Raw genomic sequence first — 16,075 nt, 5'->3', positions numbered from 1 at the left:
GATCCGGCCGGATCCGTCCGTTACGCGTCGCGGCGGCTGGACGTGCTCTGGGCCTGATCGTCCTCGTAGACGTTGAAGCGGTAGCCCACGTTGCGCACTGTTCCGATCAGCTGTTCCAGATCGCCGAGCTTGGCGCGCAGACGCCGCACGTGCACGTCGACGGTGCGCGTGCCGCCGAAGTAGTCGTACCCCCACACCTCGCTGAGCAGCTGCTCACGGGTGAAGACCCGGGAGGGGTGGGTCGCGAAGAAGTGCAGGAGCTGGAACTCCTTGTAGGTCAGATCCAGGGGCTTGCCGTGCACCTTCGCGGAGTACGAGGACTCGTCGATCGTGATCCCGGAGGTCTGGATGCGGGTCGTCGCCTGCTCCTGGGTCAGGCGCCCCATCGCGAGACGCACGCGAGCGTCGACCTCGGCGGGCCCGGCACCGACGAGGATCACGTCATCCACGCCCCAGTCGGTGCTGACGGCGGTGAGGCCGCCCTCGGTCACGACGAGGAGCAGCGGGGCGTCCAGTCCGGTGGTGTTCAGGATCTTGCAGAGCGACTTCGCCCCCACCAGGTCGGTGCGCGCATCCACGAAGATGACGTCGGCGCTCGGCGCGTTCACGAGCTGCGCAGGCTCGGCGGGGATCTGTCGCACGCGGTGGCTGAGCAGTTCGAGCGAAGGCAGAACGGGGCCGCTTCCATGGGCGGAACTCAAAACGAGCAGTTGGGCCACGCGATTCCTCTCGGCGATACCCCCTCGGGGCCATCGTGACAACCATCTTACGCCGCCGGTCGGAGTGCGCGATGATGGGGGGATGACGTCCCCCGAGCTCGCCCCTCGACCCGCGTTCCACGGCGTGGTCGCCGTCTGGGTGCTCGCGCTCGCCGTTGCCGTGGCGATCGCCGTCTTCGTGCCGGTCGATCGGCAGGCGGTCTGGTTCACCCTCGCTCTGGCCGGCCTCTTCGTCGCCGGCATCGTGGTCCAGCTCTTCTACGGCCGGTCCGTCGGCTTCATCCGTCGCGTCGCGGCGAGCGCCCTCGGCGCCCTCGTCGCGCTCGGAGTCGTCTCGGCCGCGGTCGGGCTGGCCACGATCATCTAGACTCGACGCATGGACCTCGTCGCGCTCGAACTGTTCTTCGTGGGATTGCTCGGTCTGGCCTCGCTCGCCATCGCCTTCGTGTCCGGCGTCGTCATCCTCAATCTGTATCGCGGCCAGCGCTGACGGGAGGCGCAGTGTACGAACTGCCCACCGACCTGCCCGCCGACCTCGCGCCCCTCGCGTGGCTGATCGGCGTGTGGGAGGGAACCGGTGTCATCGAGTACGCCGCGCCCGGTCGTGACGTGACGGCGGAGTTCTCGCACCGCGTCAGCTTCAGTCACGACGGCGGCGACTACCTGAACTACTCGGCCACGGCCTGGCTCACGGATGCCGGGGCCGCCGACCGTCGCCTCGTCGCCGAGACCGGCTTCTGGCGTCTCTCGCGCACCCTCGGCGATACGGATGCCGGCCCGGCACTCCTTCCCGCCGTCGCTCCTGCCGCGCCCCGGACCGCCGACGACGTCGAGTCCCTGCGCACCGCGCGGGGCGGCTTCGAGCTCGAGGCGGTCATCGTGCACTCCGACGGCATCAGCGAGCTCTATCTCGGCGAGATCACCGGGCCGCGCGTCGACCTGGCGACCGACGCCGTGGTGCGCTCCGCCGGCGCGAAGGACTACGCCGCCGCGACGCGCATGTACGGCCTGGTCGACTCGCACCTGCTGTGGGCGTGGGACATCGCGGCCTATGGCCAGGAGCTGCGCTCCCATGCCTCGGCACGTCTGGGGAGGGCGGAATGACGGCCTCGCCCTTCAGCGATCTTCCCGGGGCCGTGAGCCCGGGCAGCGCCCCCGAGCATTTCGGCAACCCGGTGCGCGAGCAGGTGCTGCTCGAACGCGGCGAGGCGATCGTGCACCTCGGCGACCGCGCGGTGATCTCCGTGTCGGGACCGGAGCGGCTGACGTGGCTCGACTCCATCACCTCCCAGGCCCTCGCCGCGCTGGCGCCGGGCGTGTCGACCGAGCTTCTGGTGCTCGATCCCCACGGGCACATCGAGCATCAGGCTGCCGTGCTCGACGACGGCGAGACCACCTGGCTGGTCGCCGACGCGCCCGATGCCGCCGCTCTCGAGGCGTGGCTGCGCCGCATGGTGTTCCGTTCGCAGGTGACCGTGTCGGCCGCCGCTGAGGTGGCCGTCGTCGGCGCAGTGGCACAGGACGGCCGGATGCCGCAGGTGCTGGATGCGCATGTGCGTGCGCCGGCCGGCATCCCGCTCGTCTGGATCGACCCCTGGCGCGGCGTCGCCGAGGGGGGCGTGCAGTACGCGGCCGCGTCGCCGCACCCGGGCTCGCGTCTCGCATGGGCGCTCGCGCTCGTGCCGGCCGACGACCTCGCGCAGATCGCGGCCCAGCTCGGTGACGGCCCCGACGGCATCCGCCCTGCGGGTCTGCTCGCGGCCGAGGCGCTGCGCATCGCCGCCTGGCGGCCGCGCCGCAGCGGCGACGTCGATGAACGCACGCTGCCCCACGAACTGGACTGGCTGCGCAGTGCCGTGCACCTGAGCAAGGGCTGCTATCGCGGGCAGGAGACGGTGGCGAAGGTGCACAACCTCGGTCATCCGCCGCGTCGCATGGTGTTCCTGCACCTCGACGGCAGCGGCGCAGAGCTGCCGCAGCCCGGCGCCGAGGTGCGCCACGACGGCAAGAGCATCGGACGCGTCACCTCCGCCGCGCTGCACCACGAGCAGGGTCCCATCGCGCTCGCGGTCGTGAAGCGCACGGCGCCCATCGATCAGCCGCTGACGGTGGCCGGCGACGACGGCGACATCGCGGCATCCGCCGAGGTCATCGTTCCCCCCGAAGCGGGGGCCGCAGCGGCCGTGCCGCGCCTGCCCCGGCTGTCCTCCCGCGCGCGGTCGTGAACGCTCGCCCCTCCGGTGGTCCGTCTTCCGGGGGCAGGGATGCGCACCCGCCGACGGTGACCGCCGCGATCCCGGTGCGTCTGCGCGACAGGTTCGATCCTCGCCCCGGCCTCGCCAGGCTGCGGCGCTCGGCGGGCGCGATCCTGCAGATCGTCGTCGCCGCGACCGCCGCCTACGCCTTCTCTGTCTATGTGCTCGGCCACCCGGCGCCGCTGCTCGCGGCGACCGTGACGGTCTCGAGCCTCGGCCTCGTGCGCGACGCGCGCCCGCGCCGTGTGCTCCAGACGGTCACGGGGATGCTGGTCGGTGTCCTCATCGCCGAGGCGATCGTGCTCACCCTCGGGCACGGCGCCTGGCAGCTCGCCCTGACGCTGCTCATGACCCTCGCGACGGCCCGGCTGCTCTCCCCGCAGCCGGGGTTCGCCATCGCGGCGGCGATCCAGTCGGTGATCGTGCTCGTCATGCCGGTGTCGGTGGGCGCGCCGCCGATCACGCGCCTGAGCGATGCCGTCGTGGGAGCGGTCGCGGCCCTGCTCGTCACGGCGCTCATTCCGCGAAACCCGCGCGCAGAGGCGGCCCGCGACGTGCGCGCCGTGTTCCTCGCCCTCGATGACACCGTGGCGGCGCTCACCCAGGCGCTTCGGCGCGGCAGCAGGGCCCGGGCCGAGCGGGCGCTCGAGAAGGCGCGGGCGATCGACCCCCTGATCGGGGCGTGGCGGGAGGCTCTGGACTCGACCGTCGCCGTAGCCCGCATCTCGCCCTGGCTGCGGGGTCGGCGCGACGAGCTGGGACGGCAGCAGCGCATCGTCACCGCGATGGACCTGGCGGCGCGCAATCTGCGGGTGATCGCGCGCCGTGCGGCGTACGTCGCCGACGACGGCGCAGCGCGACCCACCGTGGCGGACGTGCTCGAGGGGCTCGCGCGCGGCATCGCGCTGATCGGGGAGTCGGTCGACGACATCGCGGCCGCCCCGCTGGCGCGCGAGGAGGTGCTCGCGATCGCCCGGCATCTGGATCCGCGCGAGATGGCTCCCGAGGCCGGTCTGGGCGATCAGAACCTGATCGCGACGCTGCGCCCCCTGGCCGTGGACCTGCTCGTCGCCAGCGGCATGACCCGCGATGACGCCCGGGCGGCCATACCGCGCCTGTGAAAGGGCCCCGCGAGCGTCGCGAAACCCGCCTCGGGGCGCGGCCCGTCGGTCGATAGCATGGTGTCATGAGCGCCTCACACACCCTGATCCTGCTCCGTCACGGCCAGAGCGAATGGAACGAGCTGAACCTCTTCACCGGCTGGGTGGATGTGCGCCTGACCGAGCGAGGCCGCGCCGAGGCCGCGCGCGGTGGCGAGCTGCTGGCTGAGGCCGGCGTGCAGCCGGACGTGCTGCACACGTCCCTGCTCAGCCGAGCCATCCAGACGGCCGACATCGCCCTCGACACCGCGGACCGCCTCTGGATTCCCGTCAAGCGATCCTGGCGTCTCAACGAGCGCCACTACGGGGCGCTGCAGGGCAAGGACAAGGCGCAGACCCTCGAGGAGTTCGGCCAGGAGCAGTTCATGCTGTGGCGCCGGTCGTTCGACGTGCCGCCGCCCCCGATCGCCGACGACGACGAGTTCAGCCAGGTCGGTGATCCGCGTTACGCCGATATCGAGAGCGAGATGCCCCGCACCGAGTCGCTCAAGCTCGTCATCGACCGGATGCTGCCGTACTGGCGCGACGACATCGCCCCCGATCTGAAGGCGGGAAAGACGGTGCTCGTCGCCGCGCACGGCAACTCGCTGCGCGGCCTGGTCAAGCACCTCGAGCACATCAGCGACGAGGACATCGCCGAGTTGAACATCCCCACCGGCATCCCCCTGGTCTACCGTCTCGATGACGACCTGCGACCCGTGGGGCCGGGCGAGTACCTCGATCCCGAGGCCGCCGCCGCGGGCGCTGCGGCGGTCGCCGCACAGGGCAAGCACTGAGCCGACGCGAACGCAGATACGCCCCGGAATCGAAGGGATTCCGGGGCGTATCTGCGTTCTCAGCGCGCGGGCGCAGGGCCCGAGCGGCTCACTCCGCGTCGGGCTCCGACGACCAGTCGCCGGTGGCGAGGTAGAGCACCTTCTTCGACACCGACTCGGCGTGGTCGCCGAACCGCTCGTGGTAGCGGCTGGCCAGCGTCGCATCGACGGTCGCCATCGCCTCGCCCTGCCAGTTCTCGCCGAGCACCTTCTCGAACACCGACACGTGCAGTTCGTCGAGCTTGTCGTCGAGGTCGCGCAGATCCTCGGCGATCGCGAGGTCCTCGGTGCGCAGCAGCTCGGTGAGCTTCTGCGCCATCTCGACGTCGATCTTGCCCATGCTCGTGAAGGTGCTCTTGAGGCCCTTCGGGATGGCGCGCTCGGGAAAGCGGTAGCGCGTCAGCTGGGCGATGTGCTCGGCGATGTCGCCCATGCGCTCGAGCGAGGCCGACATCCGCAGGGCGCTCACGACGATGCGCAGGTCGCGGGCGACCGGCTGCTGACGGGCGAGGATCTCGATGGCCAGCTCGTCGAGAGCGATCGCCTTCTCGTCGATGATCGCGTCGGCCTCGATGACCTCTTCGGCGAGCGAGACGTCGCTCGATCCGAATGCCCGGGTGGCCTTGTCGATCGCCACGACGACGAGCTCCGAGATCTCGACGAGACGTGACTGGACGTCTTCGAGCGACTGATGGAAGACTTCGCGCACGATTGTGGTCCCTTTCCGGTTCGACGGGCACGACGCCCGCACAACCCTCGCGATCCTGACGGGCGAAGGTTAACGAACGGTGCCGGGAGTGTGAATAGTACCGAAGGTGACCGCACGCGTGATGCGGGCGGGATCCGACGGGGGTCGCGAGGGACTCTACGCTGGAGGCATGAATCCGGTCAGCGTCGCGCTCCTGGCGCTGCTCGCCGGAGTCGTCGTCGGTGTCGGTGGAACGACGGTGCTGTTCACCGCCGCGCGTGTCGCGCAGCGCGCCGAGGAGCGCGCGGCCGCGGTCGTGCCCCAGGGCGTGCTGCAGGTGCTCGACGCGATGGAGGGCGCGGCATCCGTGCTCGACGCCTCGCTCACGGTCGTGGCCGCCTCGCCGGCCGCACCGGGGTTCGGACTCTCGGCCGGCGAGGTCGTCGGGGTCGAGGACCTGCGCACCCTGGTACGTGCCGTCCGCGCGTCGGGGGAGCCCAAGAGCACCCGATTCCGGATGCGGCGGCCGTCGAGCGCCGCATCCACCCTGCCCAGCGAGGGGCGGCTCGTGTCGGCCCGCGCGGCGCCGCTGGGCGAGAGCCACATCCTCGTCGTGGTGGACGACGTGACCGAGCAGGAGCGGCTCGAGCAGATGCGCCACGACTTCGTGGCCAACACGAGCCACGAGCTGAAGACCCCTGTGGGCGCCGTGAGTCTGCTCGCCGAGGCGATCGACTCGGCCGCCGACGACCCGGAGCAGGTCCGCGCGTTCGCGGTGCGCATCCAGGCCGAGGCGCAGCGGCTGACCAGGCTGACGGACCGGATCATGGGCCTGTCCCGGCTGCAATCCGCGGAGCAGCTCGCCCAGGCACGCGCCGTCTCGGTCGACGAGGTCGTGGTCGCGTCGGTCGAGGCGCACGCCGTGCAGGCGACGTCCGGCGGCGTGACGCTCGTGCGCGGCGGGGAGCGCGGCGCGTATGTCATGGGCGACCCCACGATGCTCGTGGAGGCCGTGGGCAACCTGATCGCCAACGCCATCGCCTACTCGCCGCGTGGTGGTCGGGTGGGTGTGGGCGTGCGCATCGAGGACGGAGCGGTCGAGATCGCGGTGACCGATCAGGGCATCGGCATCGCCGAGAGCGACCAGGAGCGCATCTTCGAACGGTTCTACCGGGCGGATGCCGCACGATCGCGCAGGACGGGCGGCACGGGCCTGGGCCTGGCCATCGTCAAGCACGCGGTGCAACGGCACGGGGGCGAAGTGCGGGTATGGTCTCGGTTGAGCCGCGGCTCGACGTTCACGATCCGCCTGCCGCGCTGCGAACCCGAGGACGACGACCCGCCGAAGGCGCGCCGCAAGCGCTCGGACGGAAAACCTCGAGCGCGCCGCGACCGTTCGGCCGGCTCGACCCCCCGACAGGAAGAGAGACGACCATGACCCGGGTGCTCCTCGTCGAAGACGAACCGGACCTCGCCGACCCGCTCGCCTACCTGCTGCGGCGGGAGGGCCACGAGGTGGAGATCGCCGAGGACGGACCCGCGGCGATCGAGGCGTTCGAGGAACGCGGAGCCGACATCGTGCTGCTCGATCTGATGCTGCCGGGGATGCCGGGCACCGAGGTCTGCCGCCGCATCCGCCAGAGCTCTCAGGTGCCGATCGTCATGGTGACGGCGAAGGACTCGGAGGTCGACATCGTCGTCGGGCTCGAGCTGGGCGCCGACGACTACGTCACCAAGCCCTACTCCTCGCGGGAGCTGCTGGCGCGGATGCGCGCCGTGCTGCGCCGCTCTGCCGAGGCCGAGGTCGACCTCGACGATCACGTGCTCACCGGCGGCCGGGTGACCCTCGACATCGACCGCCACAGCATCTCGATCGATGGGCGCGAGATCAGCATGCCGCTCAAGGAGTTCGAGTTGCTCGAGGTGCTGATGCGCAACGCGGGCCGCGTTCTGACCCGGGGCCAGCTGATCGATCGGGTGTGGGGGAGCGACTACTTCGGCGACACGAAGACGCTCGACGTGCACATCAAGCGCATCCGCTCGCGCATCGAGGAGGTGCCGAGCGAGCCGAGCATGCTGGTGACGGTGCGCGGCCTCGGGTACCGCTTCGAGGCGTAGCCCCCGTCAGAGGGGCTGCAGGGGTGTCAGGGGACGAACGGCTCGAGATATTCGATCGCACCCGTGAGAATCGGGACCTCGACGAGGGCCCCCTCGCCGTCACCGGACTGGAAGTAGACCTCGATGGTGGCGCCCGGGATCGTGTCGATGCCCTCGAACAGGATGGGGTCGCCGGCGAGGAACGGGCTCTCGCCCACGGGTGCGTCGTCGAACCAGTCGGCACCGAGGCTGACGGCGGTTCCGGCGGGGACGCGCAGGCTCTGCGTGTCGGACCCGCTGACCTCGATCGTCACCGTCTGCGCGCTCTCGCCGTTGTTGACGAAGGCGGCGAGCAGGTTGCCGTCCACGCCGTCTTCCGAGACGAGCACGGCGTTGCGGACTTCCACGTCGCCGGTGTGAGCCATCACGCCCTCGGCAGGCGAGTAGGGGATCAGGGTCGCCTGCGGGGCGATGAGGCTGCAGCCCGTCGTGCCGAACAACACGGCCGCGGCCAGGGCGATGGGGGCGAGCCGACGGGATTTCACAGGTCCTCCAGGATGGTGCGCGAGCTGTTTTCCCATCCTAGCCGGGTCGCAAAGGGGTCCACGCCGGGTGCGCTTGGCGAACCTTAGCGTATGTCCGCTGTGGTATTCTGGAGGTTGCCGAAGGGACATAACTGCATGCTTTTTGAGGTTGGCGAAACAGTCGTCTATCCGCACCACGGCGCCGCCACGATCGCCGAAGTCAAGACTCGGATGGTCAAGGGCGAGGAGAAGATCTATCTCAAGCTTCGTGTCACTCAGGGCGACCTGACGATCGAGGTTCCCGCGGACAATGTCGACCTGGTCGGCGTCCGCGACGTGATCGGCAAAGAGGGACTCGAGAAGGTGTTCGAGGTGCTGCGAGCGCCGTTCACCGAAGAGCCGACCAACTGGTCGCGCCGCTACAAGGCGAACCTCGAGAAGCTCGCGTCGGGTGACGTCATCAAGGTGAGCGAGGTCGTCCGCGACCTCTGGCGCCGCGATCAGGACCGGGGTCTCTCCGCGGGTGAGAAGCGGATGCTGGCGAAGGCCCGCCAGATCCTGATCTCCGAACTCGCCCTGGCCGAGAAGATCGACGAGGAGCGCGCGAGCGTCCTTCTCGATGAGGTCCTCGCGAGCTAGGCTCCGGGCGTGACTGTCACGCCCACACCCCGCATCGCCGTCATCGTCGTCGCAGCCGGGTCGGGGACGCGGCTGGATGCCGGGGGCCCCAAGGCCCTCGTCGGGATCGACGAGCACAGCATCCTGCGTCACGCGCTGCGCGGCGTCTTCGCCGCCCCGACCGCCCAGGTGGTGATCGTCGCCCCCGCGGACCGCGAGGGCGACGCGCTGACCGAGGCGTACGCCGCCGCCGACGAAGCGGATGCCGTCCATCCTCTCGCGTCGGGCCGCCGCCGCGACCTGGTCGGCGTCGTCGTCGGGGGCAGCACCCGGCAGCGTTCCGTCGCCGCGGGTCTGCGGGCGCTGTGGGCCGACGTGGATGTCGTGCTCGTCCACGACGCCGCACGGGCGCTGACCCCCGCTGCGGTCTTCGAGCGCGTGATCGACGCGGTCGATGCCAGCGGCGCCGGCGTGGTGCCCGTGCTGCCGGTCATCGACACCCTCAAGCGGGTCGAGTCCGATGCGGTGGTCGAGGCCGTCGACCGGACCTCGCTCACGGCGGCGCAGACGCCGCAGGGATTCCCCCGACCGCTGCTCGAGGCGGCGTACGCCGCGGCCGAGCAGGAGTTCACCGACGATACGGCGCTGGTCGCCGCTCACGGCGTCTCGGTGCGCACGGTCGACGGCGACGAGCGGGCTTTCAAGATCACCACGCGTGGCGACCTGTCGCGCGCGCAGATGCTGGTCACGGAGCAGCCGGCTGCGCGAGCGATGTCCCGCGAACCCGCCCCGCCCGCGCCGGCGGTGCTCCCGCGCGTGGGCGTGGGTACCGACGTGCACGCGTTCGGAGGGGACGGCGAGCTGTGGCTGGCCGGACTGCGCTGGAAAGACGAACCGGCGCTGTCGGGCCACTCGGACGGGGATGCCGTCTCGCACGCCGTCGTCGACGCGCTGCTCTCCGCGGCCGGCCTCGGCGACATCGGCTCGCGGTTCGGCACGTCGCGCCCCGAGTACGCGGGAGCTCACGCCGACGTCTTCCTCGACGCCACGCGCGTGCTGCTGCACGAGGCGGGATGGCGCGTGGGCAACGTGGCGGTGCAGGTGCAGGCGAATCGCCCGCGCTTCGCCGCGCGGCGCGCCGAGGCCGAGGCCGCGCTCTCGACGGCACTCGGCGGCGCGCCCGTGTCGGTGTCGGCGACGACCACCGACGGTCTCGGGTTCACGGGGCGTGGCGACGGCGTCTCGGCGTTCGCGGTCGCGCTGCTGCTGCCGCGCTGACGACGGCGTGCCGTGGTGCGCGACCGCGGGCCCCGGGACCCGCGCACACGCCCCGGTAGGCTGGGGCTGTGACTGTTCGGCTCTATGACACCCGCGCGCGGGACCTGCGCGATGTCGAGCCGATCGACCCCCGGCGCGTGTCGATGTACGTCTGCGGACCCACCGTGCAGTCCGAGCCCCACATCGGTCACCTGCGCGGCGCGTTGAGCTTCGACATCCTCCGTCGCTGGCTCGCGCACCGTTTCGGCGACGTCACGTTCGTGCGCAACGTGACCGACATCGACGACAAGGTGCTCGTCAATGCGAGCGCCGACGAACCGTGGTGGGCGCTGGCCTACCGCATGGAGCTGGCTTTCTCGGGGGCGTATGCCCGCATCGGCATCCTCCCGCCGACGTACGAGCCGCGAGCCACCGCCTCCATCGCTCAGATGCAGGAGCTGATCGAACGGCTCATCGCGGCGGGTCACGCCTACGCCGACCCCGCGGCCTCGGGCGACGTCTACTTCGACGTGCGCTCCTGGCCCGCGTACGGCGCGCTGACCCATCAGTCGCCCGATGCGATGGAGCCCTCCGATGACGCCGACCCACGCGGCAAGCGTGACCCCCGAGATTTCGCGCTGTGGAAGGGATCCAAGCCCGACGAGCCCGAGAGTGCACGGTGGGCATCGCCATGGGGAGAGGGTCGCCCGGGATGGCACATCGAGTGCTCCGCGATGTCGCGCCGATACCTCGGACCGGAGTTCGACATCCACGGCGGCGGCTTGGACCTGCGGTTTCCCCACCACGAGAACGAACTGGCCCAGTCGCACGCTGCGGGCGACGCGTTCGCCCGGCTGTGGGTGCACAACGGCCTCGTCACCGTCGATGGACAGAAGATGTCGAAGTCGGTCGGCAACGTGCTGCTCGCCGCCGAGGCCCTCGACGCGCACCCGCCGATGGTCGTGCGCTATGCGCTCGGCGCGGCGCACTACCGTTCGAGCCTCGATCTGTCCGCCACCGCCTTCACCGAGGCGGCCGTGGCGCTGGAGCGCATCGAGGGGTTCCTGCGCAGGGCCGAGCGTGCGGCGTCGGCGACACGCGTCGCCCTGCCGGGGGAGTTCGGCGCCGCGATGGACGACGACCTCGGCGTGCCACAGGCGCTCGCCGTCGTGCACGAGCGTGTGCGCGCGGGCAATTCCGCGCTCGATGCCGGCGACGCAGCGCGGGCAGCCTCCCTCGCGGGCGAGGTGCGGGCGATGACCGACGTGCTCGGTCTCGAGGTCGCCCGGGATGAACCCGCATCGGATGCCGGGGCCGCGGCATCCGCCCTGGACGCGCTGATGCGCACGATGATCGAGCAGCGCGCCGACGCGCGCGCCGCGAGAGACTGGGCCACCGCCGACCGCATCCGCGACGGCGTCGCGGCGGCCGGCCTCACCCTCGAGGACACTCCCGAGGGCACACACTGGAGTTTCGCCGGAGCACGCTCCGGCACGAAGGAGAACTGATGGCTGCGAAACCTGGGCGCGCCGGCGCCGGCAAAGGCAAGAAGAAGGGTCCGACCAAGGGCAGCGGGGGACTCGGGCGCAAGGCGCTCGAGGGCAAGGGGCCGACGCCCAAGGCGGAGGACCGATCCTGGCACGTCGCCGGCAAGCGCAAGGCGGCCGCCGAGCGGTACGCGGCCGCCGGTGGCAAGGGCAGGCCCGCCCCGCGGGGCGGGAGCCGGCCGCAGAAGCCGAAGCGCGACGAGGACACCGAGGTGGTCACGGGGCGCAACTCGGTGCTCGAGGCGCTGCGCGCCAAGATCCCGGCGACCGCGTTCTACATCGCCCAGCGGGTCGAGATGGACGACCGGGTGAAAGAGATGCTCTCGATCGCCCGCAACCGCGACATCACCGTGCTCGAGGTCACCCGCCCCGAGCTCGACCGCATGGCGGGATTCGACGGGGTGCACCAGGGAGTCGCGCTCAAGGTGCCGCCTTACGAGTACGCACACCCGCAGGAGCTGCTCGAGGCAGTCGTGGGCCGCGACGAGGTGCCGCTGTTCGTGGCGCTCGACGGGATCACCGATCCCCGCAACCTCGGGGCGATCATCCGCTCGACCGCCGCGTTCGGCGGTCACGGCGTGATCGTGCCGCAGCGCCGGTCCGCGAGCGTGAACAGCGCCGCATGGAAGACGAGCGCGGGCGCGGCGGCGCGGCTGCCCGTCGCCGTCGCGCCGAACCTCACCACCACGCTGAAGGAGTTCAAGCGGCAGGGCGTGTTCGTGCTCGGGTTGGACGGCGGGGGCGATGTCTCGCTGCCCTCGCTGGAGCTGGCCGATCGCCCCGTCGTCATCGTCGTCGGCTCGGAGGGCAAGGGCCTGTCCCGCCTCGTCGGCGAGACGTGCGACCAGATCGTGTCCATTCCGATCGATGCGGCGACCGAGTCCCTCAACGCCGGAATCGCCGCATCCGTCGCGCTGTATCAGGTGCGGATGCTGCGCGAACCCCGGTCCTGACCACGCTCGCGCGCACGGGTCCCCCTCCCGTGCGCGGCGGCGTGCTCACGGGACTGCTCTCACCGGGCCTGCCTCGCGGGCCCCACCCGAATCCAGCGGAAGGAACACCATGGCTCGCATCGCCGTCATCGGAGGGACCGGCTATGCCGGCGCGCACATCGTCACCGAGGGCGTGCAGCGCGGACACACGGTCGTCTCGGTCGCCCGTTCGCTGCCGGCCGAGCGTGCGGAGCACGCCACGTACGTGGAGGGCACGCTGCTGGACGTGCCCAGTCTCGTGCAGGAGCTGGAGGGCGTGGATGTCGTCGTCATCTCCGTACCGGGGCGAGGGGACATGCTCGGCAATGTGCGCCCCGCGGTCGCCGAGCTCGTGCGCGAGCTGCCCGCGAGGGTGCGCATCGGCGTCGTCGGCGGGGCCGGCGGCACCCTGATCGCGCCGGGGGGTCCGCGTCTGATCGACACCCCGGAGTTCGCCGAGTCCGCCAAGCCGGAGGCATCCGAGGCCATCGGCATCCTCGACGACCTGCGCGGCGACGACGTCGGTCGCGACTGGTTCTACATCCATCCCGCGGGCGGTTTCGGCGCGTGGAACCCGGGCGAGCGCACGGGAACCTATCGCGACGGCGGCGATGTGCTGGTCGTCGACGACCGGGGCGGGGAGTCCTACATCTCCGGCGCCGACTTCGCGATCGCCGTGCTCGACGAGATCGAGAACCCGAAGCACGTGCGCGAGCGCTTCTCCGTCGGCTACTAGCGGCGCGGGCCGGTCGGGCCTCAGACCAGGTCGCGCCAGTCGACCGTGGCCTCGGTCTCGTCGGCCACCGGGGTCGCGCCGGTGATGACCGGGATGCTGAGGGTCTCGGTCGGCGGCCCCATGATCGTGGCCTCGTCGCGGCGGTGGCGCAGCACGTCGTTGATGTACGAGGTGAGCGACTCGGCCAACGGCACCGAGGCGCCGCGCTCCTGCGACAGGTACCAGCGGTGCTCCAGCACCTGGTGGAAGACCTCCGCGGGTTCGAGCTTCGCCCTCAGGTCATAGGGGATCGCCTTCACGATCGGCTCGAACACGCGGGTGAGCCACTCGTGGGCGGCCATGTCCTCGTCGCGGCCCAGCCGCGAGACCCGCACCCGGAACTCATCGAGGTCGTTGAGCAGGCGGCGGGCTTGGTTCTCCTCGACATCCAGACCGGTCAGGCGGATGAGCCGGCGCTGATGGTGCCCGGCATCCACCACCTTCGGCCGGATCGACACGCGGTTGCCGTCGGGGGTCGCATCGATCGACATCTCGCCGATGTCGAATCCGAGCGCGTTCAGGCGCTGCACGCGCTCGGTCAGTCGCCAGGAGTCGGATGCCGAGAAGGATTCGCGATCGGTCAGCGCCGCCCACAGCGACCGGTACGACGACACGATCCCGTCGGCGATCTGGAGGGCATCGACGCCCCCCTCCAGGCGTCCACCGGCCTCCAGGTCCATGATCTCGCCGGCGATGTTGGTGCGCGCCACGTCGAGGTCGTGCTCGCGCTGCCCGTCCGTCAGACCCGTCTCGTGCAGCTCGCCGGTCTCGGCATCCACGAGGTAGGCGGCGAACGCGCCGGCGTCGCGGCGGAACAGCGTGTTCGAGAGCGAGACGTCGCCCCAGAAGAAGCCCACGTTGTGCAGTCGGACGAGCAGCACGGCGAGCGCGTCGACGAGGCGCGTGGCGGTGTCGGGCCGCAGCACCTGGGTGAACAGCGCACGGTAGGGCAGCGAGAACTTCAGATGCGCGGTCACCAGTGCCGCTGGGAGGGCATCGCCCTCGGCGCTCGTGCGACCCGCGACGACGGCCACGCGGTCGACGCAGGGCACGGCCAGGCGGTGCAGGTTGCCGAGCATCTCGTACTCGCGCCGCGCCATCTCGGCGGTCGTCTCCTTCACGGCGACGACACGTCCCGACAGCGTGACGAAGCGCACGAGGTGGCGCGATATCCCCTTGGGTAGCGAGACGATCGTGCTCGAGGGCCACTCCGCCAGGGGCGTGGACCAGGGGAGGGCGAGCAGCGCGGGATCAACCTCGCTGGCGGTGATGCTGAGGGCCTGGGTCATCGATCTTCCGGTGTCGCGTCGTTCGCCGCCGCACATGCGACGCGGCGCGGAGGACTCGCCCCCGCGCCGCGTCGTCGCGTTCTGCGGCTCAGGCCGAGGCGATCGCCCTGTCGTTGAGGCGTTCGCCGGTCTCGAGGTCGAACACGTGCACGTGACCGGGAATGGCCATCAGCGTGACGGTCTCGCCCGAGCGCGGGTGGTTGCGCCCGTCGACGCGCACGACGATGTCGTTGCGCTGGCCCTCGATCTCGGTGTGGCCATACAGGTAGCCGTCGGCGCCCAGTTCTTCGACGAGGTCGACGACGATCCGCAGACCCTCGCCGTCGGCGGGCCCGATCCGGATGTCCTCCGGACGCACCCCGATCGTGACCTCCGAACCGTGCGCCTTGTGGAGCGTGTCGGCCTCGATCGTGGCGACCGTGTTGCCGAACTGCACCCCACCCTCGGTGAGGGCGGCGGGGAACAGGTTCATCGCGGGCGAGCCGATGAATCCCGCAACGAAGATGTTGCGCGGCGTCTCGTACAGGTCGCGCGGCGTGCCCACCTGCTGCAGCAGTCCGTCCTTCAGCACGGCGATCCGGTCGCCCATCGTGAGCGCCTCGGTCTGGTCGTGCGTCACGTAGACGGTCGTGACGCCCAGGCGGCGCTGCAGCGAGGCGATCTGCGTGCGCGTCTGCACGCGCAGCTTGGCATCGAGGTTCGACAGGGGCTCGTCCATGAGGAACACCTGCGGCTGGCGAACGATCGCACGCCCCATGGCCACGCGCTGGCGCTGACCGCCGGAGAGCGCCTTGGGCTTGCGGGTCAGGTAGTCCTCGAGGTCGAGCAGCTTCGCGGCCTCGAGCACGCGCGCCGCGCGCTCTTCCTTGCCGATGCCGGCGATCTTCAGGGCGAAGCCCATGTTCTCGGCGACCGTCATGTGCGGGTAGAGGGCGTAGTTCTGGAAGACCATCGCGATGTCGCGATCCTTCGGCGGCACGTCGGTGACGTCGCGGTCGCCGATCAGGATGCGGCCGGAGTTGACCTCTTCGAGTCCCGCGAGCATGCGCAGGGAGGTGGACTTGCCGCAGCCGGAGGGGCCGACGAGGACGAGGAACTCGCCGTCGGCGATCTCGAGGTTGAGCTTGTCGACGGCGGCGCGCTCGCCGCCCGGGTAGAGCCGCGTCGCGTTCTCATACGTGACAGTCGCCATTGCTTCTTCTCCTTCACCGGCAGGTACGTGCCGGACGATCCGTTGTGAATGGAAGCGACGGGGATGAGCCGCCGAAGCCCACCGTTGGGCTTGGAGGAAGTATGGCACAGCGCCTGTGCGCTCGTCTGGGTTTTTCTCAGCCAGCCTGGCTAGCATCGGATGTTGGTG

The 16,075-nt window shown here is 70.8% G+C and carries 17 protein-coding genes; 12 read left to right on the top strand and 5 right to left on the bottom strand.

The annotated features are described in order from the left end of the window. Nucleotides 1–20 precede the first annotated feature (20 nt). On the bottom strand, nucleotides 21–719 hold the full coding sequence (locus M4I32_RS04015) for a response regulator transcription factor (protein WP_319033198.1): 699 nt from the start codon (nucleotides 717–719) through the stop codon (nucleotides 21–23). A gap of 82 nt (nucleotides 720–801) precedes the next feature. Here M4I32_RS04015 and M4I32_RS04010 point away from each other — a divergent pair, with 82 nt between their 5' ends. The 5 genes from M4I32_RS04010 to M4I32_RS03990 all read left to right on the top strand — a co-directional run bounded on the left by M4I32_RS04010 (nucleotide 802) and on the right by M4I32_RS03990 (nucleotide 4,910). After that, complete coding sequence (locus M4I32_RS04010) at nucleotides 802–1,086, top strand: hypothetical protein (protein WP_319033197.1); 285 nt, start codon at nucleotides 802–804, stop codon at nucleotides 1,084–1,086. 134 nt (nucleotides 1,087–1,220) lie between these two features. Further along, a complete protein-coding gene (locus M4I32_RS04005; protein ID WP_319033196.1) occupies nucleotides 1,221–1,823 on the top strand; it encodes an FABP family protein in 603 nt (200 codons plus the stop codon). Continuing rightward, on the top strand, nucleotides 1,820–2,944 hold the full coding sequence (locus M4I32_RS04000) for a YgfZ/GcvT domain-containing protein (RefSeq protein ID WP_319033195.1): 1,125 nt from the start codon (nucleotides 1,820–1,822) through the stop codon (nucleotides 2,942–2,944). The genes M4I32_RS04005 and M4I32_RS04000 overlap by 4 nt, the downstream gene beginning before the upstream one ends. 56 nt (nucleotides 2,945–3,000) lie before the next feature. Next, a complete protein-coding gene (locus M4I32_RS03995; RefSeq protein WP_319033194.1) occupies nucleotides 3,001–4,095 on the top strand; it encodes an FUSC family protein in 1,095 nt (364 codons plus the stop codon). Nucleotides 4,096–4,160: 65 nt separating this feature from the next. After that, the gene (locus tag M4I32_RS03990) at nucleotides 4,161–4,910 is read left to right on the top strand and encodes a phosphoglyceromutase (RefSeq protein ID WP_319033193.1); all 750 of its coding nucleotides are present in this window, start codon (nucleotides 4,161–4,163) and stop codon (nucleotides 4,908–4,910) included. 88 nt (nucleotides 4,911–4,998) lie between these two features. Here M4I32_RS03990 and phoU read toward each other — a convergent pair whose 3' ends face one another. After that, nucleotides 4,999–5,658 (bottom strand): phosphate signaling complex protein PhoU, encoded by a 660-nt coding sequence (gene phoU / locus M4I32_RS03985; protein WP_319033192.1) that lies wholly within the window; start codon nucleotides 5,656–5,658, stop codon nucleotides 4,999–5,001. 169 nt (nucleotides 5,659–5,827) lie between these two features. On the opposite strand from phoU, the gene M4I32_RS03980 reads away from it, so the two are divergent. Further along, nucleotides 5,828–7,075: a sensor histidine kinase gene (locus M4I32_RS03980; protein WP_319033191.1), complete on the top strand. Its 1,248-nt coding sequence runs from the start codon at nucleotides 5,828–5,830 to the stop codon at nucleotides 7,073–7,075. Further along, nucleotides 7,072–7,755: a response regulator transcription factor gene (locus M4I32_RS03975; protein WP_319033190.1), complete on the top strand. Its 684-nt coding sequence runs from the start codon at nucleotides 7,072–7,074 to the stop codon at nucleotides 7,753–7,755. The genes M4I32_RS03980 and M4I32_RS03975 overlap by 4 nt, the downstream gene beginning before the upstream one ends. 26 nt (nucleotides 7,756–7,781) lie before the next feature. Here the strand turns inward: M4I32_RS03975 and M4I32_RS03970 are convergent, their stop codons facing one another. Further along, on the bottom strand, nucleotides 7,782–8,279 hold the full coding sequence (locus M4I32_RS03970) for a DNA modification methylase (RefSeq protein WP_319033189.1): 498 nt from the start codon (nucleotides 8,277–8,279) through the stop codon (nucleotides 7,782–7,784). A 135-nt stretch (nucleotides 8,280–8,414) separates the two neighbouring features. Here M4I32_RS03970 and M4I32_RS03965 point away from each other — a divergent pair, with 135 nt between their 5' ends. From M4I32_RS03965 to M4I32_RS03945, 5 genes are all read left to right on the top strand, one after another. Next, complete coding sequence (locus tag M4I32_RS03965; protein ID WP_319033188.1) at nucleotides 8,415–8,897, top strand: CarD family transcriptional regulator; 483 nt, start codon at nucleotides 8,415–8,417, stop codon at nucleotides 8,895–8,897. A 9-nt stretch (nucleotides 8,898–8,906) separates the two neighbouring features. Further along, nucleotides 8,907–10,154 (top strand): 2-C-methyl-D-erythritol 4-phosphate cytidylyltransferase, encoded by a 1,248-nt coding sequence (gene ispD, locus M4I32_RS03960; protein ID WP_319033187.1) that lies wholly within the window; start codon nucleotides 8,907–8,909, stop codon nucleotides 10,152–10,154. A 68-nt stretch (nucleotides 10,155–10,222) separates the two neighbouring features. Further along, the gene (cysS, locus tag M4I32_RS03955) at nucleotides 10,223–11,641 is read left to right on the top strand and encodes a cysteine--tRNA ligase (protein ID WP_319033186.1); all 1,419 of its coding nucleotides are present in this window, start codon (nucleotides 10,223–10,225) and stop codon (nucleotides 11,639–11,641) included. Then, nucleotides 11,641–12,633, top strand: coding sequence for a 23S rRNA (guanosine(2251)-2'-O)-methyltransferase RlmB (gene rlmB / locus M4I32_RS03950; protein ID WP_319033185.1), 993 nt, complete (start codon nucleotides 11,641–11,643; stop codon nucleotides 12,631–12,633). Before cysS ends, rlmB begins: the two co-directional genes overlap by 1 nt. Before the next feature lie 109 nt (nucleotides 12,634–12,742). Then, nucleotides 12,743–13,387, top strand: coding sequence for an NAD(P)-dependent oxidoreductase (locus M4I32_RS03945; protein ID WP_319033184.1), 645 nt, complete (start codon nucleotides 12,743–12,745; stop codon nucleotides 13,385–13,387). Between the two features lie 20 nt (nucleotides 13,388–13,407). Here the strand turns inward: M4I32_RS03945 and M4I32_RS03940 are convergent, their stop codons facing one another. Beyond that, a complete protein-coding gene (locus tag M4I32_RS03940) occupies nucleotides 13,408–14,715 on the bottom strand; it encodes a DUF4032 domain-containing protein (RefSeq protein WP_319033183.1) in 1,308 nt (435 codons plus the stop codon). Nucleotides 14,716–14,803: 88 nt separating this feature from the next. Then, nucleotides 14,804–15,907, bottom strand: a complete 1,104-nt coding sequence (locus tag M4I32_RS03935) for a sn-glycerol-3-phosphate ABC transporter ATP-binding protein UgpC (protein ID WP_319033182.1) — start codon at nucleotides 15,905–15,907, stop codon at nucleotides 14,804–14,806. Nucleotides 15,908–16,075 lie beyond the last annotated feature (168 nt).

It is taken from the genome of Microbacterium sp. LRZ72 (assembly GCF_033792225.1).
In the GTDB taxonomy this organism is placed as follows: domain Bacteria; phylum Actinomycetota; class Actinomycetes; order Actinomycetales; family Microbacteriaceae; genus Microbacterium.
Note: the sequence above shows the minus strand (reverse complement) of the source record. Positions and strands in the feature narration are given on the sequence as shown.

Bases quoted from the DNA above. Each gene is read 5' to 3' on its own strand.
- rlmB (WP_319033185.1), top strand. From the start codon at position 11,641: ATGGCTGCGAAACCTGGGCGCGCCGGCGCCGGCAAAGGCAAGAAGAAG.
- M4I32_RS03935 (WP_319033182.1), bottom strand. From the start codon at position 15,907: ATGGCGACTGTCACGTATGAGAACGCGACGCGGCTCTACCCGGGCGGC.
- M4I32_RS03945 (WP_319033184.1), top strand. From the start codon at position 12,743: ATGGCTCGCATCGCCGTCATCGGAGGGACCGGCTATGCCGGCGCGCAC.
- M4I32_RS04000 (WP_319033195.1), top strand. From the start codon at position 1,820: ATGACGGCCTCGCCCTTCAGCGATCTTCCCGGGGCCGTGAGCCCGGGC.
- M4I32_RS03975 (WP_319033190.1), top strand. From the start codon at position 7,072: ATGACCCGGGTGCTCCTCGTCGAAGACGAACCGGACCTCGCCGACCCG.
- M4I32_RS03965 (WP_319033188.1), top strand. From the start codon at position 8,415: ATGCTTTTTGAGGTTGGCGAAACAGTCGTCTATCCGCACCACGGCGCC.
- M4I32_RS03980 (WP_319033191.1), top strand. From the start codon at position 5,828: ATGAATCCGGTCAGCGTCGCGCTCCTGGCGCTGCTCGCCGGAGTCGTC.
- M4I32_RS03990 (WP_319033193.1), top strand. From the start codon at position 4,161: ATGAGCGCCTCACACACCCTGATCCTGCTCCGTCACGGCCAGAGCGAA.
- M4I32_RS04010 (WP_319033197.1), top strand. From the start codon at position 802: ATGACGTCCCCCGAGCTCGCCCCTCGACCCGCGTTCCACGGCGTGGTC.
- M4I32_RS03940 (WP_319033183.1), bottom strand. From the start codon at position 14,715: ATGACCCAGGCCCTCAGCATCACCGCCAGCGAGGTTGATCCCGCGCTG.